The organism is Shinella sp. S4-D37 (genome assembly GCF_040812195.1).
In the GTDB taxonomy this organism is placed as follows: domain Bacteria; phylum Pseudomonadota; class Alphaproteobacteria; order Rhizobiales; family Rhizobiaceae; genus Shinella.
This window is the reverse complement of the sequence record NZ_JBFNXL010000005.1, coordinates 115040-138494: the sequence shown is the minus strand read 5'-3', so window position 1 is coordinate 138494 and position 23455 is coordinate 115040. Positions and strand designations below refer to the sequence as shown.

Here is a 23455-nt window from a genome sequence, read left to right as displayed (position 1 = left end):
AAAGGGACGAAACCCCGGAAAACACGAATGACAGAGCTGACCGACCTGGCCCCTCTCACGCTTTCCGCCGAGGCCCGTGCCGCGCTCGGCAAGCGGAACCTCGTGCTGATCGGCCTGATGGGCGCCGGCAAATCGGCGATCGGCCGCATGACCGCGCAGGCGCTCGGCATTCCTTTCATCGACAGCGACCACGAGATCGAGCGCGTCTCGCGCATGTCGATCGCCGACCTGTTCGCCGCCTATGGCGAGGCGGAGTTCCGGGCGCTGGAGACCCGCGTCATCAAGCGCCTGCTGCGCTCCGGCCCACGGGTCGTGTCGACCGGCGGTGGCGCCTATATCAATGAGAACACGCGCAGGCACATCAAGCGCGGCGGACTGTCGGTCTGGCTGAAGGCCGACGTCGACGTTCTGTGGGAGCGCGTCAACAAGCGCGACACCCGTCCGCTGCTGAAGACGGAAAATCCGCGCCAGACGCTCGAAAACCTCATGAACGCCCGCTATCCGATCTATGCGCAGGCCGATCTCACGGTCCTGTCGCGTGACGTGAAGAAGGAAACCATGGTGGAGGAAGTGCTCGCCGCGATCGCCTCTGCCGCCAAGAAAGCCTGACGAGATGACGATGACCGCACCTGCCACCGCCCGCCGCACCGTGCGGGTCGACCTTGCCGACCGTTCCTATGACATCCTGATCGGCCCCGGCCTCATATCCGCTGCCGGCCGCGAGATCGCGACCCGCCTCAAGGGCCGCAAGATCGCCGTCGTCACCGACGCGCATGTCGCCCCCCTCTATCTCGACGATTTCATGGCCGCGCTGAAGGCGGAGGGTATCGAGGCCGTCTCGCTCGTGCTGCCGGCCGGGGAGAAGACGAAGAGCTTCGAGCACCTCATCAGCGTCTGCGACAGCGTGCTGGCCGCCCGCATCGAGCGCAACGACGCGGTCGTGGCGCTCGGCGGAGGGGTTATCGGCGACCTCACCGGCTTTGCCGCCGGCATCGCGCGCCGCGGCTCGCGCTTCATCCAGGTGCCGACCTCGCTGCTGGCGCAGGTCGATTCCTCCGTCGGCGGCAAGACCGGCATCAACTCGCCGCACGGCAAGAACCTCATCGGCGTCTTCCACCAGCCGGACCTCGTGCTTGCCGACACCGACGTGCTCGACACGCTGTCTCCGCGCGAATTCCGCGCCGGCTATGCCGAAGTCGCCAAATACGGCCTGATCGACAAGCCGGATTTCTTCGCGTGGCTGGAGAAGAACTGGCGCGCGGTCTTTGCCGGCGGCGAGGCCCGCATCGAGGCGATCGCCACGAGCTGCCAGGCGAAGGCCGACGTCGTCGCCGCCGACGAGCGGGAGAACGGCCAGCGCGCCCTGCTCAATCTCGGCCATACCTTCGGCCATGCGCTGGAGGCCGCAACACGATATGACAGCGCCCGCCTTGTCCACGGCGAGGGCGTCTCGATCGGCATGGTGCTCGCCCACCAGTTCTCCGCCCGCATGAACCTTGCCAGCCCCGACGACGGCAAGCGCGTCGAGGCGCATCTCGCCAAGGTCGGCCTGCCGACGGCCATGGGCCAGATCCCGGGCGACCTGCCGCCGGCGGAGGTGCTGATGGACGCCATCGCCCAGGACAAGAAGGTCAAGGGCGGCAAGCTCACCTTCATCCTGACGCGCGGCGTCGGCCAGTCCTTCGTCGCCGACGACGTGCCGCAATCCGAGGTCATCGCTTTCCTCAAGGAAAAGCTGCCGAAATGAACAGCGACACGCCCGCCGCGCTCGCTCCCCTCTCCTGGCCGCTGATCGCCCTCATCGTCGGCCTGGTCGTTCTCGCCGTGGCGCTTTTCCGCTGGCGCAGGCCGATCGCCGCGCTCTGGCGCACGCATCAGGAAACGCGCGAAGCGGAGGGCGAGCGCCGGAACGGCCAACCTCCCCGCGACGGCGCGGCCGCCCGGTCCGACCGGGAAAAGTCCTCCGGCATGCTCGACCTCGACGCGCTGGAAGTCTCCGACATCATGATCCACCGCACGACCATGCGGGCGCTCAATGCCGGCGACCCGCCGGAAGAGATCGTCAAGGCCGTGCTCGAAAGCCCCTATACGCGCATGCCGCTCTGGGCGGGCTCGGTCGACAACATCGTCGGCGTCGTGCACGCCAAGGATCTCCTGCGCGCGCTGGCGGAGCCGGGCACCGAGCCGAAGAACCTCGACATCACCAGCGTGGCGCAAAAGCCGTGGTTCGTGCCCGATACCACGACGCTAAAGGAGCAGCTCGCCGCGTTTCTGCGCCGCAAGGAGCATTTCGCCACCGTGGTGGACGAATATGGCGAGGTGCAGGGCCTCGTCACCCTGCAGGACATCCTCAAGGAGATCGTCGGCGATATCTCCGACGAGAAGGACGTCGACATGCAGGGCGTGCGGCAGGAGGCCGACGGTTCGCTCGTCGTCGACGGCGGCGTGACGATCCGCGACCTCAACCGCGGCTTCGACTGGAACCTGCCCGACGAGGAGGCGACGACCATTGCAGGCCTCGTGATCCACGAATCGAAATCGATCCCGGAAGAGCGCCAGGCCTTCACCTTCTACGGCAAGCGCTTCATCGTCATGAAGCGGGTGAAGAACCGCATCACCAAGCTGCGCGTCCGCCCCGTCGAACCCGAACAGCCGCGCGCCTGATCACCAGCGCGTCGGCTCTCCCGGTGCGGCCGCCTCGACGGCCAGCGCGTGGAGGCCCGCGTCGAACTCGGCCTTCACCAGATCGTTGATCGCCCGGTGGCGCGCCACGCGGCCCATGCCGGCAAAGGCGGCGGCGACGATGCGCACGCGCATGTGCGTCTCGCCCTCGCCGTTGAAATCCGGCTGGTGGCCGGCATGCAGTTGGCTCTCGTTGATGACGTCGAGCCGTTCCGGCGCGAAGGCGGCGGTCAGTTTCTCGGTGATGCTGAACTTCATGGACATGGCGAACCTTCGGCGGCGGAAACCGTGCGCCGCAACGCACAAAATGGTTTCACAAAGCCAGCAACAATCCGCTTTGTCAATTCTTGTTGCAGGCCCTCCGGAACCCCATAATGGGGCCATGAAACTCGATTCCAAATACTTCGACCGCATCCGCACGAAGCGGCGCGTGGAGCGTCCCGAACGTTCCGCGCCGACGTGCCAGTGGGATGGCTGCGAGGAGAATGCCGCGCATCGCGCGCCCGTCGGCCGCAATGCCGAGGGCCAGTATTTCATGTTCTGCTTCGAGCACGTCAAGGAATACAACAAGGGTTACAACTACTTCTCCGGTCTCTCCGACGGCGAGATCGCCCGCTACCAGAAGGAGGCGATCACCGGCCACCGCCCGACCTGGACGATCGGCGTCAACAAGGCGGCGAAGAACGGCCCGACGCAGGGAACGGCGCGCTCGGGTTCGGCCGGGGCAAATCAGCGCATCCGCGATCCTTTCGGCTTTTTTGCCGAGGGCAAGGGCCGCCGGCCGCAGATGGAGCCGCGCGCCCGAAAGCTGAAAACGCTTGAAGCGAAGGCCTATGACACGCTCGGCCTTGCCGCCACCGCGACGGCCCAGGACATCAAGACCGCCTACAAAGCCCTTGTCAAAAAGCATCACCCCGATGCAAATGGCGGAGATAGAGGCTCGGAAGAGCGTTTTCGCGCGGTCATCCAAGCATATCAATTGTTAAAGCAGGCCGGCTTCTGCTAGAGCATTTTGCGGCCGGACGGAATCGCCCGGTTTCGCACGATGCTATCAGGCAAAGGGCGCAGTCGGCGTGCACCAGGATATTGGGGTGGAGGCGAAGAACCCGCCGCCCGCGGAGACGTGATGAGCAAGATGGATCTCGATATTTCCAACCTCCCCGATACCACGGTATCCGTCCGGGAGGTTTTCGGCATTGATACGGACCTCAAGGTCCCGGCCTATTCCAAGGCGGACGCCTATGTACCGGACCTCGACCCGGACTACCTGTTCGACCGGGAAACCACCCTCGCCATCCTCGCGGGCTTCGCGCACAACCGCCGCGTCATGGTCTCCGGCTACCACGGCACCGGCAAGTCGACCCATATCGAGCAGGTCGCCGCCCGCCTCAACTGGCCGTGCGTTCGCGTCAACCTCGACAGCCATGTCAGCCGTATCGACCTCGTCGGCAAGGACGCCATCGTCGTCAAGGACGGCCTGCAGGTCACCGAGTTCAAGGACGGCATCCTGCCCTGGGCCTACCAGCACAATGTCGCGCTCGTCTTCGACGAATACGATGCCGGTCGCCCGGACGTGATGTTCGTCATCCAGCGGGTGCTGGAATCCTCCGGCCGCCTGACCCTGCTCGACCAGAGTCGCGTCATCCGCCCGCACCCCGCCTTCCGCCTGTTCGCCACCGCCAACACGGTCGGCCTCGGCGACACGACGGGCCTCTACCACGGCACGCAGCAGATCAACCAGGCGCAGATGGACCGCTGGTCGATCGTCACCACGCTGAACTACCTGCCGCACGACAACGAAGTCAGCATCGTCGCCGCCAAGGTGAAGCGCCTTGCCGCCGGCAAGGACGGTCGCGACACGATCTCGCGCATGGTCCGCGTTGCCGACCTCACCCGCGCCGCCTTCATCAACGGCGACCTCTCCACCGTGATGAGCCCGCGCACCGTCATCACCTGGGGTGAAAACGCCGAGATCTTCGGCGATCTCGCCTTCGCCTTCCGCGTCACCTTCCTCAACAAGTGCGACGAGCTGGAACGCACGCTGGTCGCAGAACTCTACCAGCGCGCCTTCGGCGTCGAGCTGAAGGAAAGCGCCGCCAACATCGTGCTGGAGGCGACGGCCTGAGGCCCGGGAAAAGCGCATGGCAGCTCGCGGAGACAATTCGAAGCCGAGGCCCGGCGGCGTGGTCGACATGGAGCCCTTCCGCCGCGCGGTGACGGGCTGCGTGCGCGCCGTCGCCGGCGATGCGGAGGTGGAGGTCTCCTTCGCCAACGAGCGCCCCGGCATGACCGGCGAGCGCATCCGCCTGCCGGAGCTGACGAAACGCCCCTCGCCCACCGAAGTCGCGATCACCCGCGGCCTCGGCGATTCGATGGCGCTGCGCAAGGCGTGCCACGACGCCCGCATCCACGCCACCATGTCGCCGCAAGGCGCGGACGCCCGCGCGATCTTCGACGCCGTCGAGCAGGCGCGCGTCGAGGCCATCGGCTCCAACCGCATGCCGGGCATGGGGCAGAACCTCACCACCATGCTGACGGAGAAATACGCCAAGGCGAATTTTGGCGCGATCACCCGCCAGGCCGATGCACCGCTCGAAGAGGCCGTGGCGCTCATCGTGCGCGAGAAGCTGACGGGCCAGGCCCCGCCTGCCTCCGCCGGCAAGGTGCTGGACCTCTGGCGCGACTTCATCACCGACAAGGCCGGCCGCGACATGGACGGCCTCACCGCCGCCATCAACGACCAGCAGGCCTTCTCGCGCGTCGTGCGCAACATGCTCGCCTCGATGAACGTCGCCGAACAATATGGCGAGGACGAAACCGAGCCGGATGATTCGGAGACGCCCGAGGACGAGGACCAGCCGCGCAGCGACGAGCAGGAAGACAACGACAGCCAGGAGGACGCCGGCGACGACGCCGCGCCCGCCGACGAGAACGAGACGTCCGACGACCAGATGGACGAAGGCGAGATGGACGGCGCGGAAATCTCCGACGACGATCTCGTCGATGACGACGGCGACGACAGCGAGACGCCCGGCGAGGTCCGCCGCCCGAACCATCCGTTCAGCGATTTCAACGAGAAGGTCGACTACACGGTCTTCACCGAGGAATTCGACGAGATGATCACGGCGGAGGAACTGTGCGACGAGGCGGAACTCGACCGCCTGCGCGCCTTCCTCGACAAGCAGCTCGCCCATCTGCAGGGCGCCGTCGGGCGCCTCGCCAACCGGTTGCAGCGCCGCCTGATGGCGCAGCAGAACCGCGCCTGGGAATTCGACCTCGAAGAAGGCTATCTCGACAGCGCCCGCCTGCAGCGCATCATCATCGACCCGATGCAGCCGCTGTCCTTCAAGCGCGAGAAGGACACGACCTTCCGCGACACGGTCGTCACGCTCCTCATCGACAATTCCGGCTCCATGCGCGGCAGGCCGATCACCGTCGCCGCCACCTGCGCCGATATCCTGGCGCGCACGCTGGAGCGTTGCGGCGTCAAGGTCGAGATCCTCGGCTTCACCACCAAGGCATGGAAGGGCGGCCAGTCGCGCGAAAAGTGGCTCGGCAACGGCAAGCCGCAATCGCCCGGCCGCCTCAACGACCTGCGCCACATCGTCTACAAGGCCGCCGACGCGCCGTGGCGGCGCGCAAGGCGCAATCTCGGCCTGATGATGCGCGAGGGCCTGCTCAAGGAAAACATCGACGGCGAGGCGCTGATCTGGGCGCACAACCGCCTTTTGGCCCGCCCCGAGCAGCGCCGCATCCTGATGATGATCTCGGACGGCGCGCCGGTCGACGATTCGACACTCTCGGTGAACCCCGGCAACTATCTCGAACGGCACCTGCGCGCCGTCATCGAGCAGATCGAGACGAAATCGCCGGTCGAACTGCTCGCCATCGGCATCGGCCATGACGTGACGCGCTACTATCGCCGTGCCGTGACCATCGTCGATGCGGATGAACTGGCCGGCGCCATGACGGAACAGCTTGCCTCGCTCTTCGCCGACGAGGCCGCCAGCGGGCGCCCCGCCGGTCGCCGCCGTGCCGGCTGAGCCGGCGCCACGCCGGCGCATCGCAGGCTTTTTGCGGGGCTTGCCCCTTCTTGCACTCGGCCTTTGCCTGGCGCTCTCGGGGCCGGCAGCTGCGGAAGGCGTCGAACTTTCCGTCACCAGCCGCGCCATCACGCAGTTCACCTTCGGCGCCGAGCAACGCATCTTCGGCAAACTCGAATTCCTCGGCGGCATCAGCTATTCATCCGGCAATCCATTGCTCGGCGCCGTGTCGGCGATCCGTTTCCGCGCGGACGGAAAGGGCTTCGTCGCCGTGCTCGACACCGGTCACTGGCTGACCGGCCGCATCGCGCGGGACACGAGAAGCCGGCTGAGCGGCCTTGCCGATCTCAAGGTGCGCTCCATGCTCAACGACGAAGGGCAGGACGAGAACGTCAAGTACCAGATGGACGCGGAAGGCCTTGCCATAAGCGGGGGCGAGGTTCTGGTGAGCTTCGAAAACGTCCACCGTATCGACGCCTATCCCGATCCCGGCTTCATGGAGGCAAGGCCTGCGCGCCGCCTTGCCCTGCCCTTCCCGCGGCGCGAGCTGCGCAGCAACCGGGGCATGGAGACGCTGGCGATGTCGCCCGAGGCGGGGCCGCTCGGCGCCGTGCCGGTCGTCGTCACGGAGCGCAGCCTCGATCGCGAGGGCAACGTCCTTGCCGCCGTGCTCGGCGGCCCGCGCGCCGGCACCTTCGGCGTCACGCGCAACGACCCCTGGGACATCACCGACGGCGCCTTCCTGCCAAACGGCGACCTCCTGCTGCTGGAGCGCCGCTTCCGCCTCTCCGACGGCGTCGGCATGCGCATCCGCCGCATCGACGGCGGGAAGATCCGTCCTGGCGCGGTGGTCGACGGCGACGTGCTGATCGACGTCGACCTCAGCCACCAGATCGACAACATGGAAGGACTGGACGTGGTGGTGATGGGTGAGGACGATATTCGCCTCATCGTCGTTTCCGACGACAACCACTCGATCCTCCAGCGCAACCTGATGCTGGAATTCCGCCTGCTTCCGGAAAAGTAAGCCTTCGCCGTCTCCGCTCGGGCATGACGAACGGGGAAGGACAGGGGCGGCTTTGTTCTCAGGCCGTCTTTTCGACGCCCGGCATCGGCTTCAGCTTGCTCATCAGCGCACCGTAGGGCAGCAGCATGGCGAAGCCGACCAGAACCTTCACCGAGAAGTCGCCAAGCGCCCATGAGATCCAGCGCGGGGCTTCCGCAGCAAGGACGCCGAGCACCGGTGCCCATTCGATCGCGAAGGCATCGTTCGGGCCGAAGACGGAGAAGGCCGGCGCAAAGGCGAAGGAGAAGAAGATCGCCGTGTCGAGCACCGAACCGACCAGCGAGGCGATCAACGGCGCGCGCCACCAGATCTGCCGGCGCAGCCGGTTGAAGACGGAGATGTCGAGAAGCTGGCCGAACAGGAAGGCCGAGCCGGACGCGATCGCGATGCGCGGCGAGGCGACGGCGAAGGAGAAGGCGACGGCCACGAGGAAACCGGCCGCCACGACACGGCGCGCGATGCGCGGACCGAACTGGCGATTGGTGAGGTCCGTGATGAGGAAGGCGACGGGATAGGTGAAGGCGCCGTAGGTCAGGAGGTCGCCGAGGGCGATGCCGAACAGTTCGCCCGAAAGCGGGTACTGCACGAGCACGTTGGAGGCGACGACGATAGCCGTCATCAGAAGGACGTAGAGGAACGTAATGCGGTTCGCTTGCATTTTTTTACCCTGGGTGATGCCACCAGCTGGAGTTTCTAACGATAGGCGCAAAGCATTGAGGCCTGCCCGGAACCCGGTCAAGCCTCAATGAAACGATCTGGCCGAATGCCTGAAATCAGGCAGCGACGGCAGCAGCGGTCTTCTTGGCGATCTGACGGCGCAGCAGGCGGGCGCGCATCGACAGTTCGTTCTCCTCGGCCTTCAGCAGGAAGGCATCGAGGCCGCCGCGGTGCTCGACGGAGCGGAGCGCAGCAGCGGAAACGCGAAGACGGAAACGCTGGCCGAGGGCGTCGGAAATCAGCGTGACATTGCACAGGTTCGGCAGGAACTTGCGCTTCGTCTTGTTGTTTGCGTGGCTCACATTGTTGCCCGACTGGACGCCCTTGCCGGTCAATTCGCAACTACGGGACATGGTACACCTATTTTTCTTGGTTCAGGACAATACGTTTCCGGCACCGAAACCGGCCGCAGTCCATCTGGCCTTTTTGGAAAGTTGCGGTTCTATAGTCACAGGCGGCGCCGACGTCAAGCCAAACCTGCCGTTCATCCTGAATTCAGTTGCCAAAGGCCATAATCTGCGGGCAAGAGCAAGTTGGATCGGACTTTTTGCCGCGGCGTAGAATCGCCGCAATGGCATACTAGGCGGAGCGTCTCAATGGGAGTCGTGAAGATGAACGGGCGTGTTTGGGTTGCTGGCGCTGTCATGTCGCTTGCCCTTGTGGGCAGCGCGACGCCGCTGTCGTCGGCGGAGATCGAGCACCGCACGGATTACAGCATCCGCCTGTCCGGCCTGCCGGTGGCCACCGCGACCTTCCGCTCGGCCTTCGAGGGCAACCGCTACACGATTTCCGGCAGCATGCAATCGGCCGGCCTTGCCGATATCTTTTCCAGCACCAAGGGCACGACGTCGGTCTCCGGCACCGTCAGCCGCGGGCGACTGCACGCCAGGAGCTATTCGGTGAACTACAAGAGCGGCAAGCGCAGCCGCGCCATCGACGTCACCTTCCACAACGGCAATGTCGTCACCGCCAGCATGACGCCGCCGCGGCGCAAGCCGAAGAACTGGGTGCCCGTCTCCACCGCCGACATGCGCGCGGTGCTGGACCCGATCTCGGGCCTCATCATCCCGGAGGGAAGCCGCGTCTGCCCCAAGACGCTGCCGATCTTCGACGGCGAGAGCCGCCTCGACCTGAAGCTGAGCTCCAAGGGCACCAAACCCTATTCCACCAAGGGCTTCGAGGGCGAGGTCGTCGTCTGCGGCCTCCGCTTCGTGCCGAAATCCGGCTACAAGAAGGGCCGCGACGACGTGGAATACCTGCGCAAGCTGAAGACGATGGAAATCTGGTTTGCCAAGGCCGAGGGCGCGAAGGTATATGCTCCGGTCTATGTACAGATTCCGACCAAGCTCGGCCCTGTCACCGTCTCGGCCACGCGCTTCGGCGGCTGACGCGCCCGGCCCGGCGGCGGACCGGCGGGAGTGATCGGCTTGAAGACGCGTGCAACCCTGATTGGCTTTACCGCGATCCTGATGTGGTCGTTGCTCGCGCTCTTCACCGCGGCATCGGGCAAGATGCCGCCCTTCCAGCTCTCCGCCGTCTGCTTCCTGATCGGCAGCCTGCCAGGCATCGTCGTGCTGATCGCCCGGCCGTCGCGCGCCCGGCTGCTCAGGCAGCCGGCCAAGGTCTGGATCACCGGAATCCTCGGCCTCTTCGGCTACCACTTCCTCTACTTCACCGCGCTGCGCAACGCGCCGGCGGTGGAAGCCGGCCTCATCGCCTATCTCTGGCCGCTGCTCATCGTCGTCGGTTCGGCGCTGCTGCCGGGCGAGCGGCTGAGATGGAACCATGTCCTCGGCGCGTTCCTCGGCCTCGGCGGCACGGTGCTCATCGTCGGCCGCAACGGCTTCGCCTTCGACGAGGCCTACCTCATCGGCTATGGCGCGGCCTTCCTGTGCGCCTTCACCTGGTCGGGCTATTCGCTGCTCACGCGCCGCTTCGAGGCGGTCTCGACGGATGTGGTGACCGGCTTCTGCCTCGCGACCGCCCTCCTCTCGCTCCTCTGCCATCTGATGCTGGAAACCACGGTCTGGCCGCAGACGGGTTTCGAATGGTTCGCCGTCGCCGGCCTCGGCCTGCTGCCCGTCGGCGCGGCCTTCTATGCCTGGGATTTCGGCGTCAAGAACGGCGACATCCAGATCCTCGGGGCGGCGAGCTATGCCGCCCCGCTGCTCTCGACGCTCGTGCTGATCCTTTCCGGCTTTGCCGAACCGTCCTGGCGCATCGGCCTTGCCTGCCTGCTGGTGACGGGGGGCGCCATCCTCGCCGCCAAGGACATGATCTTCCGCCGCAAGCCGGCGGCAAGCCCCGCCTGATCAGGCGCCCGGCTCCCAGCCTGGCGGCGCCATCTCGAAGGACGAGAAGAGAAAGCCCGGCGAAACCGTGCAGCCGACCAGCGTCCAGTCGCCGAGCGGTTCGGCCGATTGCCACCAGTTCGCCGGCACGATGACCTGCGGCCGTCCCCCGGCCGCAAGACCCGGCCCCAGCACCTGCGTCTCCGCCTGTACCGCGCCATCACTCAAAGACAGCGCCAGCGGCCCGCCGGCATAGTGATGCCAGACCTCGACCGCATCCTTCACCCGGTGCCAGTGCGAGCGCTCACCCCGCTCCAGGAGATAGTAGATCGCCGTCGAATGCCCGCGCGCGCCGCCAGCCGCATCGCGAAAGGTCTGCACATACCAGCCGCCTTCCGGATGGCGCTCCATGCCGAGCCGGGCGATGATATCCTGCGGCGTCATCAGAACCGGTCCTTGCGCGCACGGATTTCGGCGAACACCTCGGCGTCGCTCGCCCCCGCCATGCCGAGATGACGGCGGATCGAAGGATCGGCGGCCCGCAGGAAAGGGTTGGTCGCCTTTTCGAGGCCGATGGTCGTCGGCGCGGTGAAAGCGCCCGCCGCCCGAAGCGCCTCGATCTCCGCCACGCGGGTTGCGAGCGCGGCATTGTCCGGATCGACCGTCACGGCGAAGCGCGCGTTGGAGAGCGTGTATTCATGGCCGAAATAGACGGTCGTCTCCTCCGGCAGCGCGGCGAGCTTTCCGAGCGATTGCCACATCTGCGCGGGCGTGCCCTCGAAAAGCCGGCCGCAGCCGAGCGCAAAGAGCGTATCGGCCGCAAAGAGCAGCTTTTCCGCCGGCAGATGAAAGCAGATGTGCCCCGCCGTATGCCCCGGCGTCCAGATGACCTCGACCCGCCTGCCGGCAAAATCGAAGCTGTCGCCGCCATCCACCTTCCGGTCTATGCCCGGGATCGTCTCCCGCGCCGGCCCGATGATCGTCACGCCGAAACGGTCCTTCAGCGCGAGATTGGCCTCAACGTGGTCGGTGTGGTGATGGGTCGTGAAGATATGGCTGAGCGTCCAGCCGCGGCGGGCGAGCGCATCGAGGATCGGCTTTTCCTCCGGCGCATCGATGCTCGCGGTCGCCCCCGTCGCAGGATCGTGCAGCAGAACGCCGAAATTGTCGCTGCGGCAGGAAAAAAGGTCTGTTTCCAACGGGGTCATGGCGCATTCCTCATCGCATTGGCGGGCCGGTCGGCGGGAATGTAAGGCAATCGGCCTTGAAGTCCACCGGCCCATCGCGCACATTCGGGTCATGCATGCCGATATCGTCGACCTTCGCGAATTCTACCACTCGCCGCTCGGGCGCCTCGCCGACCATTCGATCGCCATGGCCCTCGCTTCGCTCTGGGCGCGCCTGCCGGACGAGCGGCTGGTCGGGCTCGGCTATGCCGTGCCCTATCTCGAACGTTTCCGCGCCGACACGGAGCGCACCTTCGCCTTCATGCCGGCCGGCCAGGGGGCGGTGAACTGGCCGCCGGGCGAGCTTTCCTCCACGGCGCTCGTCTTCGACGAGGAACTGCCGCTGCCGGACGCCTCGGTCGACCGCGTGCTGATGGTACATTCGCTGGAATTCGCGGAAAACCCGCGCGAGACGATGAAGGAACTCTGGCGCGTGCTGGCGCCCGGCGGACGGCTCGTCATCGTCGTGCCGAACCGGCGCGGCGTCTGGGCGCGCATGGAGCACACGCCGTTCGGCTCGGGCCGGCCCTATTCGCGCGGCCAGCTCACCGCGCTGTTGCGCGAGACCAACTTCACGCCCGGCGCTTCGGCCGAAGCGCTGTTCTTCCCGCCCTCCAAGCTGCGCAGCGTGCAGAAACTGCGCAGCGCCTTCGAGCGGCTGGGCCGCATGCTCTGGCCGATGTTCTCCGGCGTCATCATCGTGGAGGCGCAGAAGCGGCTCTACCAGGGCCTGCCCGTCGCCGCCCGCGCCTCGCGCCGCGTCTTCGTGCCCGTGCTCGCCCCGCACGGCGTGCCGACGACGCGCGAGCGCGCCCCGCGCTGATCCCCTCGACAAATGCCGGCCCGCCCGCTAGAGCGGGCCCACGCGGAAACGAAGGGCCAAGGGCATGACGGACGGACATTTCGACAAGATCGCGCTGATCGGCATCGGCCTCATCGGCTCCTCCATCGCCCGCGCCGTCAAGGCGAAGGGCCTCGCGAAAACCGTCACCATTTCGAGCCGCAGCCAGGAGACGCTCGACCGCGCCCGCGAGCTCGAACTCGGCTCCGACTACGTCCAGGACGCCGGCAAGGCCGTCGAGGGCGCCGACCTCGTCGTCGTCTCGGTGCCCGTCGGCGCCTCCGGCAAAGTGGCCGAGGACATCGCCCCGCACCTGAAGCCAGGCGCCATCGTCACCGATGTCGGCTCCACCAAGGCCTCGGTCGTCGCGCAGATGCTGCCGCACATGCCGAAGACCGTGCATTTCATCCCCGGCCACCCTCTGGCCGGCACCGAGCATTCCGGCCCGGACGCCGGTTTCGCCGAACTGTTCCAGAACCGCTGGTGCATCCTCACCCCCGTGCACGGCACGGACAAGGAGGCCAAGCGCAGGCTCGCCGCCTTCTGGGAAGCGCTCGGCTCCAAGGTCGATGAGATGGACACGGAGCACCACGACAAGGTGCTCGCCATCGTCTCGCACCTGCCGCACATCATCGCCTACAACATCGTCGGCACGGCGGACGACCTGGAGACGGTGACGGAATCCGAGGTCATCAAGTATTCCGCCTCGGGCTTCCGCGATTTCACCCGTCTCGCCGCCTCGGACCCGACCATGTGGCGGGACGTCTGCCTGCACAACAAGGACGCGATCCTCGAAATGCTGGCCCGTTTTTCCGAAGACCTCGCCTATCTGCAGCGCGCCATCCGCTGGGGCGACGGCGAGAAGCTCTTCGATCTTTTCACGCGCACCCGCGCCATCCGCCGCTCGATCATCGATGCGGGTCAGGACACGTCCGCGCCGAACTTCGGCCGGCCGGTCGCCGACAGGAAGGGCTGAAATCAGATTGGCGGGATAAAGGCGATCGGGAAGAGGCCGAGATAGACGGTTCCGTCCCGCACGTTGAGCTTCACCACCGCCCGGTCGCCGCCCTTCGACAGGCCCTCGATCGCCTGCGCGACCTGGGCCGCCGTCTCCGCGATCTCCGGAAATGCCTCGGAAATCCGGTCGCGCCAGACCGTGATGCCAGCAATGTCGAGATCGAGCATACCAGAAAGGTAGCCGTCCTCGCCGACTTCGAGCGGGCCGGAAAGGGTCGCCACCTTGCCGTCACCGAGGTCGAGCGACAGGCGGCGCAGCTCCATCTTCGCGCCGAGCGGCGCGTCAGCCGGCGGGCCTTCGACGGAGATCCACGTCGCCGCATCGGCGATCGTCATGTCGGTCGAAACATCCAGCGGCGGCAATACCCGGTCGCCGAGATCGAGCACGAGCGCATCGAAGGAGGCGGCGACATCGAGCGCCCCGCCCGACTGGCGGATATGCTTTTCGCCATGGGCGGCGGTCACGCCGAGCGAGACGGCCTCGGAGGGCACGTTGAGCCGGCCTTTCAGCCCGTCATAGGCGATCGAGGCGCGGTCGAGCCCGTCCGTCCAAGCGGTGCCGCTCGCCCGCATGAGGTCCCAGTCGGCGTCGAAGACGAGATCGGGCGTGACGCGTACCTGCGCCGGCCCGTCGAGCTCGACGACGGCGTGGCCCGGGCGATAGACCTGCGCGGCCGAGCGCAGCGCCCCGAAGGTCGCCGAAAGGCCCGTCGGGCGGTCGTCGATGCCGACCGCATCGCAGAAGAGGCCGATGCGGAACGGGAAGCCGCTAACGGAGAGATTGCTGCACGAGGCCGAATGCATGCCCTGCGCGGATGCCAGGAGCTTCCGGTCGAGCGTATCCTTCAGCCAGCTTGCGGCATAGAACCATCCGCCCGTATAGAGCGCGGCGACGAGAACGACGGCAACGGCGAGCCGGACGAGTTTTCGCGTGACGCCGGAAGCGTCCGGGCGGCTTGACGAGGCCATGGTGTTCTCCAATTGTGGCAGGCGTGATTTGCCCGCGAAGGCGTCAAAGCCGGCAATTGCGGCGGCTTTTAGAGAAGTGAGCGACGTGACGGTGGATATGAACGAATTCTGGGTCTTTGGCTACGGATCGCTGATGTGGAATCCAGGCTTCGAATTCGAGGAACAGCAGCCAGCCCATCTCTTCGGCTTCCGCCGCGCGCTCTGCGTACGCTCCTGGGTGCACCGCGGCACCGAGCAGAGGCCCGGCCTGGTCCTCGGCCTCGATCGCGGCGGCTCCTGCCGCGGCGTCGCCTTCCGCATCGCCCCCGCAAGCCGGGAGGCGGTGGTCGATTACCTGCGCGAGCGCGAACTCGTCACCCATGTCTATCTCGAGCGCACCCTCTCCGCGACGCTCGGCGACGGTCGTCGCGTCTCGACGCTCGCCTATATCTGCGACCGCGCCCACCATCAGTTCGCCGGCGCGCTCACCGTCGAGGAGGCGGCGGCGACGATCAGCGCCGCCGTCGGAAAATCCGGAGCCAACATGGACTATGTGCGCAACACGCTGGCGCACCTGCGCGCAATGGGCATTCGCGATCACTGGCTGGAGGATGTCAGCCGCGCCGCCGAAAAGCTTCACGCAGGCCCGCCAGCCTGATCAGGCGGCGGCGTGCGCCTTCAGCTCCGCCAGCCGCTGCTCGGCCGTCGGCGGCAGGGGCAGGTTCGGGTTCGCCCCGGCGGTCTCCACCAGCAGCCGGTCGCTCGCCGTCTCCATCACCTCGACGAGATGGGCGAGGAAGGCATCGGGATCCATGCCCGGCCCGATCGCCGGCAGGATGCGCACCTTGAAGTGGCCGGGATAGCGGATGAACTTGCGCCGCGGCCAGAACAGGCCCGGATGCATGACGACGGGCACGACGGGCACCTGCAGATCGCGGTAAAGCCGGGCGATGCCGTACTTATATTCCGGCGGCGCGCCCGGCGGGCGGCGCGTGCCCTCCGGATAGATGATGAGCTGGCGGCCGGAATTCATCTCGTCCTTGGTGCGCTGCATGACAGCGGCCATGACCTTGCCGCGTGCGCTGCGATCGACCGGCACCATGCGCTGCTTTTTCAGATACCAGCCGAAGAGCGGGATCCAGGTCAGCTCACGCTTGAGGATGTAGAAGGGATCGTCGAGCCAGGGCAGCAGCGCATAGGCATCCCAGAAGGACTGGTGCTTCGGCGCGAAGATGTAGCGGCCGTCCGCCGGGATATTCTCCAGCCCCTGGATCTCGAAGGTCGTGCCGACGACCTTGTCGAAGAGCCAGTGGTTGCTCCTCGCCCAGTTCTTGGCGATGACATAGGCCTTCTTCCGCGGCAGCAGGAAATAGGCCGGCGTCATGACGATCATCTGTGCGATGAGATTCAGGTAGAAGAGGGCATTGAAAAGCACGGAACGGAAAACGATCATCGGGCAGCCTGTCAGCGGGACGCATTCCTTCGCCCTACACGATATTCCAGAGCCTGTCGCGCAAAACTGCATGAGCGGCTTCGCAGCGGCGGGATGCGAAAAAACGGCGCGCGGCAGCGATCAGCCGCCGGAAAGTCCCGCCGTGTCGCCGCGAAGACCGGACCAGCTGCGCGCGCCCGCAAAGGCGCGGATATGCGCAAGGCTGTATTTGAGATATTCCGACAGCATGGCCTTGAGGACGCCCGGCTGGCGCAGCCAATTGCCCCTCTTCAGGTCCGAATTGACGACGGGATAGGCGACGAACTCCGTGCGGGGATCGATGACCTTCAGCTCCAGGAGGCTGCGCGGCATGTGGTAGTTGTTGGTGACGACGAGCACGCGGCGGAACCGGTGGTCGCTGATCCAGCGCGCCGTCTCGTTGGCGTTGCCGATCGTGTCCACCGCCTCGTAGCCCATGTCGACGCAGCATTCGAACAGCGAGGAGGAGCTCTGGGTGAGCTTGCGGATCTGGTTGCCGCTCGTCGCCGGGTTGACGCCGGAGATCAGCAGCCGCTGGCCGGCCCCCCGCTTGAGCAGGCCGATCGCCCTGTCGATCCGCTGGTAGCCGCCGGTCAGCACCACGATGGCATCGGCCTTCGGGTCCCGCGGCGCTTCCAGCGCGGCGACCGTCTCGGCAAAGTAGAGGAAGCCCCCCGTGCCCGCCACGGCGACAAGCAGGATGAGCGCCAGAACCGCGCGCACGGCAAGGCGGACGGGGGCCCTGCGCCGCCGCCCCTCTCCGTCAGGCCGGGCGCCCTGCGGCAGACCCGGTTTTACCCGTTCGAGCGCGTTCATGATTCCGTCCATAGAACGCGAATGCGGCGACGGATAGTCCGTTTCGCGGCAGCGTTTCGTCCGGCCCGCGTCATGGGTCGGGCAACTGGTCGGTTCGCGACGGATCGGAGCGGACCTGGTCGATCTCGTGGATGGTGCGCATGACGGTGAACCGGGCCGTCAGCGTGGTCAGGAGCGCGATGACGGCAATGGTTCCGGCAATGCCGAGATAGCTCGTGAGCCCCATGGAGAAGGTGCCGAACAGCGCCGTCGCCTGGTCGCTTTGCGGGGTGGCGATGGAGCGCCCCTGCCAGAAGCCGGCAATGGCGAAGAACAGCGCCGCCAGGAACCCGCCGGCCACCGACCCCTTGAGGCTGATCTTCAGGAAGTGCTTCTGGAATTCGGAGGCGACGAAGCTTGCCTCGGCGCCGACGAAATGCAGCACCTCGACGATGTGCCGGTTGCCGGAAAGCGCGCCGCGCGTGGCGAAGACGACGGTCAGCACCATGGCGGAGAAGACCAGCACCAGGACACCGGTGCCGATGAAGGCCGTCGTGCGCGCCATGGCGACGAGGCGGTCGACCCAGGTGCGATGGTCGTCGAGAAAGGCCGTCGGGATCTTTTCCGCCAGCGCCGCCCGCATCGCGGCGAAATCCGGCGGACTCTGCTCGTCGATGGTGACGATGACGAGGCGGGGCACCGGCAGTTCGTCGATGTTCAGCCCCTCGCCGAGCCAGGGTTCGAGCAGCCGCGCCGTCGCCGCCTTGTCGACGATCGTGCCGTCGCGCGTGCCAGAGAAGGTGAGCGCGAGGTCGCGCGCGTCCGTCAGCGCCTTCTCCATGTCGAGATCGTCGTCCGGCTTGATCTGGATGGTGATCTCGCGGGAGATCTGGCTCTGCCAGCTCGCCGCCGTCGCCCGCACCATGCTGACCGCGCCGAAGGTGAGGCAGGCGAGGAAGGCCATGATGGCGATGACGAGCATCAGCGCGTTGCCGGAAACGTTCGCCTGCGGCACGATGGGCGCCGTGGGGCGCACCTTCATTTCCGGCCGGCGGGCCGGCTGGGCGTCCTTGGCGGTGTCGTCGGGCGCGTCAGTCATAGATGTCGAGCCGTCCGTGCGAGAGGATCATGCGCCGCGCTTCCACCTGGTCCATCAGCGACAGGTCGTGTGTGGCGATCACCACGGCGGTGCCGAGCCGGTTCAGTTCGAGGAAGAGGCTGAGCAGCCGACGCGCCATCGGCGGATCGACATTGCCGGTCGGCTCGTCGGCGAGCAGCAGTTCCGGGCGGTCGATGAGGGCGCGGGCGATGGCCGCGCGCTGCTTCTCCCCGCCCGACAGCACCGGCGGCAGCACGTTAATGCGCTCGCCGAGCCCGACCCATTTCAAAAGTTCGAGTACGTCGGCGCGATAGCTCGCCTCTTCCTTGCCGCGCACACGCAGCGGCAGGGCGACATTCTCATAGGTCGTCAGGTGATCGAGCAGGCGGAAATCCTGGAAGACGATACCGATGCGCCGGCGCAGCATCGGCAACTCATCGCGCGGGATGGTCGAGATTTCGCGGTCGAAGGTGCGGATGATGCCGCGCGTCGGCTGCAGGGAGAGGAAGAGCAGGCGCAGCAGCGTCGTCTTGCCGGCGCCCGACGGCCCCGTCAGGAACTGGAAGGACCGGCGCGGAATATCGAAAGTGAGGTCGCGGAGAATCTCCGGGCCCATCCCATAACGCAGTCCGACATTCTCGAAGTGAATCAATGATCAATCCGGTTCTAGAAGCGGGTTACCCTTGCCCGCAGGTTCGCTGGCGAGGTCGCACAGGAAAACGGCTCTTTCACGGTCGGGTTTCCGAAGCATTAACCAGTATGGTTTACGTTTGGTAAGGATTTCATTCAATGCCCGACTTTTCGCCGATGATTTTGCGCGGGAAGGCGCTGGCCAGGCGAGGAGGTCGCGATGAACGCCTTCAGAGCAAGACGCGAGGCGAAGGGCCGGATCGACCTTTTGCCGCCGGAACCGAAGACGCCGGCCCGCAGGAGCGCAAGGCCGTTCCCGGCGCGCATCGAGGCGGTCGATGCCGATTTCGTGGTCATCCGCAGCCCCGCCGTCCGTACCTCGAACGATAATCACCGTCCCGTCCGGCCCATGCCGACCGACGCACGGCGGCCCCTGCTGCTCCGCATCGCCGCCGCCGGCGCCCGGCTGTGCGAGGCCGGCCTGCAGCGCCTTCCGGGCCGCGCCTTCGCCGGCCTTGTCATGGCGGCCTTCATCTTCGTCTTCTCCTATGCCGGCGGGCTCTCCGCCCTCATGGCGGCGCTTCCCGCAGGCGACGCCGGCAAGACGCTGCGCATCGCCGACGTCGTCACCACGATAGACGACCGCAACGGCATGAAGGTGCTCGCCGTCTATGGCCGCCTCACCAATGGCGGTGACGCCGTCGCGGCCGTGCCGCCGGTCGACATCGTCTTCGAGGGCACGGACAAGCCGATCCGCCACCGTCTCTTCCTCGAAACCGCCGCGCTCGCGCCGGGCGCCGACGCGGCCTTCGCGTTGCACATTCCGCATAGCGGCGGAAAAGTGCCGAAAGTCTCCGTTTCGCTCGCCCCCGAGGATGCGCCCGCCCGCTGACTGTGCTAATCGGCTCCTTTGTTCCAAACGCCCAGGGAGCCGCCTCGCGATGCAGATTGTCCGCGGAAAGAAGATCGAAACGCTCTACGACGCCGCGACGATCGCCAGGCGCAACGAGGAACTGGCGGCCGACATCGCCAGCGGGCCGACGAAGGACCTCCTCGTCATCGCCGTCCTCAAGGGCTCGTTCATCTTCGCCGCCGACCTCACGCGCGCCCTCCACGCGGCCGGCCTTGCCCCGGAAGTCGAGTTCATCACGCTGTCAAGCTACGGCGCCGGCACCGTCTCGCAGGGCGTGAAGGTCATCAAGGACATCGACAGCGACGTGCACGGCCGCGACATCCTGCTGATCGACGACATCCTCGAATCCGGCCGCACACTCAGCTTCGCCAAGGAACTGATGTACGAGCGCGGCGCCAAGAATGTCACCATCGCCGTGCTGCTCGACAAGCGCGAGAAGCGCAAGACCGACCTGGAGGCCGACTATGTCGGCTTCGAATGCCCGGATCATTTCGTCGTCGGCTACGGCATGGACGTGGCCTATGCCTTCCGCGAACTGCCCTTCGTCGGCATCGTGACGGGCGACGCGGACACCTGACCGCAGATTCCCCATCGGCCGTTTACCGATCGACAAGGAAAGTCTGGTCTTTTCGCTTGAAGAGCGGCACCGGCAACCGGCAGCCGCTCCGGCCTTGCGTTCCCCTGGAACGAGGCCGGATGAACGGACCGAAAGGGGAACCGATGGCCAAGATCCTGATCACCGAGGACGAGGATTCGCTCCGCACCTTCGTGGCGCGGGCGCTGCGCATGGACGGCCACGAGACCGTCGAGGCGCCGGACGGTGCGGCCGGGCTCGACGCCCTGACGGAGGGCGGCTTCGATCTCCTCCTGTCCGACATCCGCATGCCCGTGATGGACGGCATCGAGCTTGCCCACAAGGCGTCCGCCGCCCATCCGGCGCTGAAGATCCTGCTGATGACCGGCTATGCCGAGCAGCGCGAGCGGGCGGACGACCTCGCTTCGAAGATCGTCGACGTGGTGAGCAAGCCCTTCAGCCTGCCCGACATCCGCCGCGCCGTGGCGACGGCGCTCGCGGCCTGACCGCGCCTCAGCGGATGCCGAGCAGCCGCTCCAGATAGTCCCGCTCGAAACCGGGCGCTGCCCCGGTGCCGAGGCGGCGGCGGATCTCTTCCAGGATTTCGCGCGCCCGCTGGATATCGATTTCTTCCGGAACCTTGGTCGGCCCGCCGAAGTCGGGGCCCTGCCCGTTGAGCGCGCGCTCGCGGCCCAGCGGATCGCGGCCGTTGCGCCCGGCCTGCGGGATGCCTTCGCCCGGCCCCTGCCCCTGGCCCTGCCCCATGGCCTGCATCTGGCTCATCATGTTCTGCGCGCCCTGGCGCAGCGCCTCCAGCGCGCGGCCCTGGCTGCCGACGGCCGATTCGCCCTGCCCCTCGCCGAGCGCTTCCGAAGCGCCCTTCATCTCGCGACCGGCCTGGCCGAAACCTTCGCCGGGCTCCAGCCCCATGCCCTTCAGCGCCTCCTGGATCTCGCCGAGCTGCTTACCGAGCGCATCCTGCTGCTCCTGAAGCTTCTTCAGCGCCTCGCGAAGTTCTTCGGCCGTCATCTGGTCGGTCGGCTGCTGGCCGGCGCCGTTGTCGCCCGGCCGCTGCTCGCCCTCTTCGCCCGGCATCGGATCGCCGCGCTGCTGGCGGTCGCGCAGCGCCTGGTCGAACTGGAAGGTCTGTTCCATCAGCTTCTGCTGCTGCTGCATCAGCTGGCCGAGCTTGTCCATCTGCTGGCGCATCGCGTCGTTCTGCTGGCCTTGCTGGCCCTGCTGCGGCCGGCCGGCCTGCAGGTTGTTCATCATGCGTTGCAATTCGGAAAGCATCTGCTGGGCCTGGTCACGCGCGCCGGAGCGGGCCAGATTCTCGATCTGGTCCATCATGCGCTGCAAGTCCTGCTGGCGCAGGATCTGGCCCTGCTGCTGGGCGTTCTGCTGCAACTGGCCGTTCTTGGCCGCCTGGCGCGCAAGCTCCTCCATATAGGCCTGCATGGCCTCGCGCAGATCCTTCATCAGCGCGGCGATCTCCTCGTCGGAGGCGTTGCGCTCCAGCGCCTCGGAGAGCGCCTTCTGCGCCTCGCGCAGCCGGCGATCGGCGAGCGACAGGTTGCCGTCCTCGATACCGAGGGCAATCTCCCAGAGATAATCCGCCGTCTCGCGCATCTGGTCCTCCGTGCGGGAGAGCTTCATGCGGGCATTGGCCGATTGCAGCAGCAGGTAATGCGTGAGGTTGGGGATCGTCTCTTCCGGCCGGATCGTCAGCGCCTCGTTGAGGGCGATCGCGTGCGGCAACTGGTTGGCATCGAGCGCGAAGACCTGCCGTTCTTCGGCGACGGCCGCGGCGAGCGGCTCGAAGAAGGCCTTGGCCGGCAGGATCATCTCGACCGGCTGGCTGCGCCCTTCCTGCCCGGCGGCATCCTTGGCGACGAGCGTGATCTTGACGCGCTTGCCGGAGAGCGGATGTTCGGAAAGGTTGCGGCTCGTCGTACCCTTGGCGTCGCGCGCGGCACGGCGCGACAGGTCGAGCCTGTACTCCGGCAGCGGATAGAGCGGGCGCGCGTCCTTCGGCTGGTCGACCGGCACGATCTCCGCATGGGCCTCCTGGATGCCGTAATCGTCCTTGGCGATAAAGCTGATCTCCAGCGCCGAGGCGACGGTCCTCTTCGGAATGCCGTCGAAGGCGATCTCAGGCACGCGGTCCGGAATGACCGCGAAGCTCCAGGTCTGGCCGGCGACCGAGAGCGTGCCGTCCTTCAGGATTTCGTAGCGCATGGTCCTCGCGCCGTTGGCCGCGGCGACCGGCGCCCTGGCTTCGGCCTTCTCGTCCTTCGGCTTTTCCGCCTCGGGACGAATGGCCGTGGCAGCTTCCTCGCCGGTCACCTGATAGCTGACCGCCTCCTCGCCGCTGCCGCCCGTGACGCGCACGGTCAATTCGCTGAACTGCGGAATGCGGATCTCGCCCTTCGCCGCCTCGCGCGGCTCCCCCTGCGTGGTGCCGGTGAGGAAGACGGGCGCGCGCGCGGAGTGCGCCGGCGGCGTCACCCAGGCGTCAATGCGAACGTCCGGCGCGGTTTCGGCAGGCGCGCGGACGGTAACGGCATCGGCCAGAAGGCCGCCCCGGTTGGAATAGGAAAAGGCAAAGGCGATGGCGACGAGGAGCAGCGGCACGGCGCGCAGGGCATGGCGGTCGTGGCGGGCGATGTCCGGCTCGGGCGTGCCGGTCCTCAGCGTGCCGATCATCCGCGCCATGCGGGCCTGGTGCTCGCGCCACAGCGCCTCGGCAAAGGCGCCGCCGCCGGCCGGCCGGTCGTCCTGCACCCGGATCGCCTGATGGGCGAGCGCATTGCGCGCCTCCAGCATGCGATAGGCCCGGTCGGTCGACGGCCAGACGATGCCGCGCAAGCGGAAAAGCACGCCGACGAGGCCGAGCGCGAAGGCGGCGAGCGTTGCAAGATGCAGCCAGGCCGGCACATGGCGGAAATAGCCGAACCATGTCAGCGCCAGGAAGGTCGCGACCAGAAGCAGGATCGGCAGCAGCCGCGGGGCGAGCGCTTCCAGATAGAGGACGGCCTGGGCGGCAAGGCGTTTGCCCGCGAGCCGGCGGGCCATCGGGTTGCCCGTCGCCTCCCTCTCGCGCTGTCCTTGCGTGTCAATCGCCATCGGGCGCCGCTCTCCG

At 66.8% G+C, this 23455-nt stretch carries 25 protein-coding genes and 1 pseudogene; 15 read left to right on the top strand and 11 right to left on the bottom strand.

All coding sequences use genetic code 11. The features are described from left to right. Positions 1-27: 27 nt before the first annotated feature. The 3 genes and pseudogenes from AB3G45_RS08150 to AB3G45_RS08140 all read left to right on the top strand — a co-directional run. Positions 28-609 (top strand): shikimate kinase, encoded by a 582-nt coding sequence (locus AB3G45_RS08150; protein WP_367830111.1) that lies wholly within the window; start codon positions 28-30, stop codon positions 607-609. 10 nt (positions 610-619) lie between these two features. Then, complete coding sequence (gene aroB / locus AB3G45_RS08145; RefSeq protein ID WP_367830110.1) at positions 620-1747, top strand: 3-dehydroquinate synthase; 1128 nt, start codon at positions 620-622, stop codon at positions 1745-1747. Positions 1748-1923: 176 nt separating this feature from the next. Beyond that, a pseudogene (locus AB3G45_RS08140) lies at positions 1924-2664 on the top strand (transporter associated domain-containing protein); the annotation flags it as partial. Here AB3G45_RS08140 and AB3G45_RS08135 read toward each other — a convergent pair. Beyond that, a complete protein-coding gene (locus AB3G45_RS08135) occupies positions 2665-2946 on the bottom strand; it encodes a BolA family protein (RefSeq protein WP_367830109.1) in 282 nt (93 codons plus the stop codon). Between the two features lie 118 nt (positions 2947-3064). On the opposite strand from AB3G45_RS08135, the gene AB3G45_RS08130 reads away from it, so the two are divergent. The 4 genes from AB3G45_RS08130 to AB3G45_RS08115 all read left to right on the top strand — a co-directional run bounded on the left by AB3G45_RS08130 (position 3065) and on the right by AB3G45_RS08115 (position 7752). Further along, the gene (locus tag AB3G45_RS08130) at positions 3065-3688 is read left to right on the top strand and encodes a DnaJ domain-containing protein (RefSeq protein WP_367833535.1); all 624 of its coding nucleotides are present in this window, start codon (positions 3065-3067) and stop codon (positions 3686-3688) included. Positions 3689-3808: 120 nt separating this feature from the next. Further along, complete coding sequence (cobS, locus tag AB3G45_RS08125) at positions 3809-4807, top strand: cobaltochelatase subunit CobS (protein ID WP_064331569.1); 999 nt, start codon at positions 3809-3811, stop codon at positions 4805-4807. Between the two features lie 16 nt (positions 4808-4823). Further along, positions 4824-6725 (top strand): cobaltochelatase subunit CobT, encoded by a 1902-nt coding sequence (cobT, locus tag AB3G45_RS08120; protein ID WP_367830108.1) that lies wholly within the window; start codon positions 4824-4826, stop codon positions 6723-6725. A gap of 40 nt (positions 6726-6765) precedes the next feature. Next, the gene (locus AB3G45_RS08115) at positions 6766-7752 is read left to right on the top strand and encodes an esterase-like activity of phytase family protein (RefSeq protein ID WP_367830107.1); all 987 of its coding nucleotides are present in this window, start codon (positions 6766-6768) and stop codon (positions 7750-7752) included. A gap of 58 nt (positions 7753-7810) precedes the next feature. Here AB3G45_RS08115 and AB3G45_RS08110 read toward each other — a convergent pair whose 3' ends face one another. Then, positions 7811-8449: a VUT family protein gene (locus AB3G45_RS08110; protein ID WP_367830106.1), complete on the bottom strand. Its 639-nt coding sequence runs from the start codon at positions 8447-8449 to the stop codon at positions 7811-7813. A 115-nt stretch (positions 8450-8564) separates the two neighbouring features. Further along, positions 8565-8861 carry a 50S ribosomal protein L28 gene (gene rpmB, locus AB3G45_RS08105; RefSeq protein ID WP_024270157.1) on the bottom strand — a complete coding sequence of 99 codons (297 nt, stop codon included), beginning with the start codon at positions 8859-8861 and terminating at the stop codon, positions 8565-8567. A gap of 291 nt (positions 8862-9152) precedes the next feature. On the opposite strand from rpmB, the gene AB3G45_RS08100 reads away from it, so the two are divergent. Together AB3G45_RS08100 and AB3G45_RS08095 are read left to right on the top strand one after the other, a co-directional pair. Further along, a complete protein-coding gene (locus tag AB3G45_RS08100; protein WP_367830105.1) occupies positions 9153-9896 on the top strand; it encodes a DUF3108 domain-containing protein in 744 nt (247 codons plus the stop codon). Positions 9897-9935: 39 nt separating this feature from the next. Continuing rightward, positions 9936-10820 carry a DMT family transporter gene (locus tag AB3G45_RS08095; RefSeq protein WP_367830104.1) on the top strand — a complete coding sequence of 295 codons (885 nt, stop codon included), beginning with the start codon at positions 9936-9938 and terminating at the stop codon, positions 10818-10820. On the opposite strand, the gene AB3G45_RS08090 is transcribed toward AB3G45_RS08095, so the two are convergent. Then, on the bottom strand, positions 10821-11243 hold the full coding sequence (locus AB3G45_RS08090; RefSeq protein ID WP_367830103.1) for a cupin domain-containing protein: 423 nt from the start codon (positions 11241-11243) through the stop codon (positions 10821-10823). Then, positions 11243-12007 carry a hydroxyacylglutathione hydrolase gene (gloB, locus tag AB3G45_RS08085; protein ID WP_367830102.1) on the bottom strand — a complete coding sequence of 255 codons (765 nt, stop codon included), beginning with the start codon at positions 12005-12007 and terminating at the stop codon, positions 11243-11245. The genes AB3G45_RS08090 and gloB overlap by 1 nt, the downstream gene beginning before the upstream one ends. 91 nt (positions 12008-12098) lie before the next feature. Here gloB and AB3G45_RS08080 point away from each other — a divergent pair, with 91 nt between their 5' ends. Next, positions 12099-12848, top strand: a complete 750-nt coding sequence (locus AB3G45_RS08080) for a class I SAM-dependent methyltransferase (RefSeq protein WP_367830101.1) — start codon at positions 12099-12101, stop codon at positions 12846-12848. Between the two features lie 64 nt (positions 12849-12912). Further along, on the top strand, positions 12913-13842 hold the full coding sequence (locus AB3G45_RS08075) for a prephenate/arogenate dehydrogenase family protein (RefSeq protein WP_367830100.1): 930 nt from the start codon (positions 12913-12915) through the stop codon (positions 13840-13842). A gap of 2 nt (positions 13843-13844) precedes the next feature. On the opposite strand, the gene AB3G45_RS08070 is transcribed toward AB3G45_RS08075, so the two are convergent. Next, positions 13845-14852: a DUF2125 domain-containing protein gene (locus tag AB3G45_RS08070; protein ID WP_367830099.1), complete on the bottom strand. Its 1008-nt coding sequence runs from the start codon at positions 14850-14852 to the stop codon at positions 13845-13847. 85 nt (positions 14853-14937) lie between these two features. On the opposite strand from AB3G45_RS08070, the gene AB3G45_RS08065 reads away from it, so the two are divergent. Continuing rightward, a complete protein-coding gene (locus AB3G45_RS08065) occupies positions 14938-15489 on the top strand; it encodes a gamma-glutamylcyclotransferase (protein WP_367830098.1) in 552 nt (183 codons plus the stop codon). Here AB3G45_RS08065 and AB3G45_RS08060 read toward each other — a convergent pair whose 3' ends face one another. The 4 genes from AB3G45_RS08060 to ftsE all read right to left on the bottom strand — a co-directional run bounded on the left by AB3G45_RS08060 (position 15490) and on the right by ftsE (position 18848). Continuing rightward, on the bottom strand, positions 15490-16284 hold the full coding sequence (locus AB3G45_RS08060) for a lysophospholipid acyltransferase family protein (RefSeq protein WP_367830097.1): 795 nt from the start codon (positions 16282-16284) through the stop codon (positions 15490-15492). A 120-nt stretch (positions 16285-16404) separates the two neighbouring features. Then, positions 16405-17118, bottom strand: coding sequence for a YdcF family protein (locus AB3G45_RS08055; RefSeq protein WP_367830096.1), 714 nt, complete (start codon positions 17116-17118; stop codon positions 16405-16407). A gap of 70 nt (positions 17119-17188) precedes the next feature. Then, a complete protein-coding gene (locus tag AB3G45_RS08050; protein WP_367830095.1) occupies positions 17189-18196 on the bottom strand; it encodes a cell division protein FtsX in 1008 nt (335 codons plus the stop codon). Continuing rightward, positions 18189-18848 (bottom strand): cell division ATP-binding protein FtsE, encoded by a 660-nt coding sequence (gene ftsE / locus AB3G45_RS08045; protein WP_367830094.1) that lies wholly within the window; start codon positions 18846-18848, stop codon positions 18189-18191. Before ftsE ends, AB3G45_RS08050 begins: the two co-directional genes overlap by 8 nt. A 198-nt stretch (positions 18849-19046) precedes the next feature. On the opposite strand from ftsE, the gene AB3G45_RS08040 reads away from it, so the two are divergent. The 3 genes from AB3G45_RS08040 (at position 19047) to AB3G45_RS08030 (ending at position 20819) form a co-directional block, all read left to right on the top strand. Then, positions 19047-19718 carry a hypothetical protein gene (locus AB3G45_RS08040; RefSeq protein ID WP_367830093.1) on the top strand — a complete coding sequence of 224 codons (672 nt, stop codon included), beginning with the start codon at positions 19047-19049 and terminating at the stop codon, positions 19716-19718. A 49-nt stretch (positions 19719-19767) separates the two neighbouring features. After that, complete coding sequence (gene hpt, locus AB3G45_RS08035; RefSeq protein ID WP_367830092.1) at positions 19768-20316, top strand: hypoxanthine phosphoribosyltransferase; 549 nt, start codon at positions 19768-19770, stop codon at positions 20314-20316. A gap of 143 nt (positions 20317-20459) precedes the next feature. Then, a complete protein-coding gene (locus tag AB3G45_RS08030; protein ID WP_064331584.1) occupies positions 20460-20819 on the top strand; it encodes a response regulator in 360 nt (119 codons plus the stop codon). 7 nt (positions 20820-20826) lie between these two features. On the opposite strand, the gene AB3G45_RS08025 is transcribed toward AB3G45_RS08030, so the two are convergent. Next, positions 20827-23439, bottom strand: coding sequence for a TIGR02302 family protein (locus tag AB3G45_RS08025; RefSeq protein WP_367830091.1), 2613 nt, complete (start codon positions 23437-23439; stop codon positions 20827-20829). Between the last annotated feature and the right edge of the window lie 16 nt (positions 23440-23455).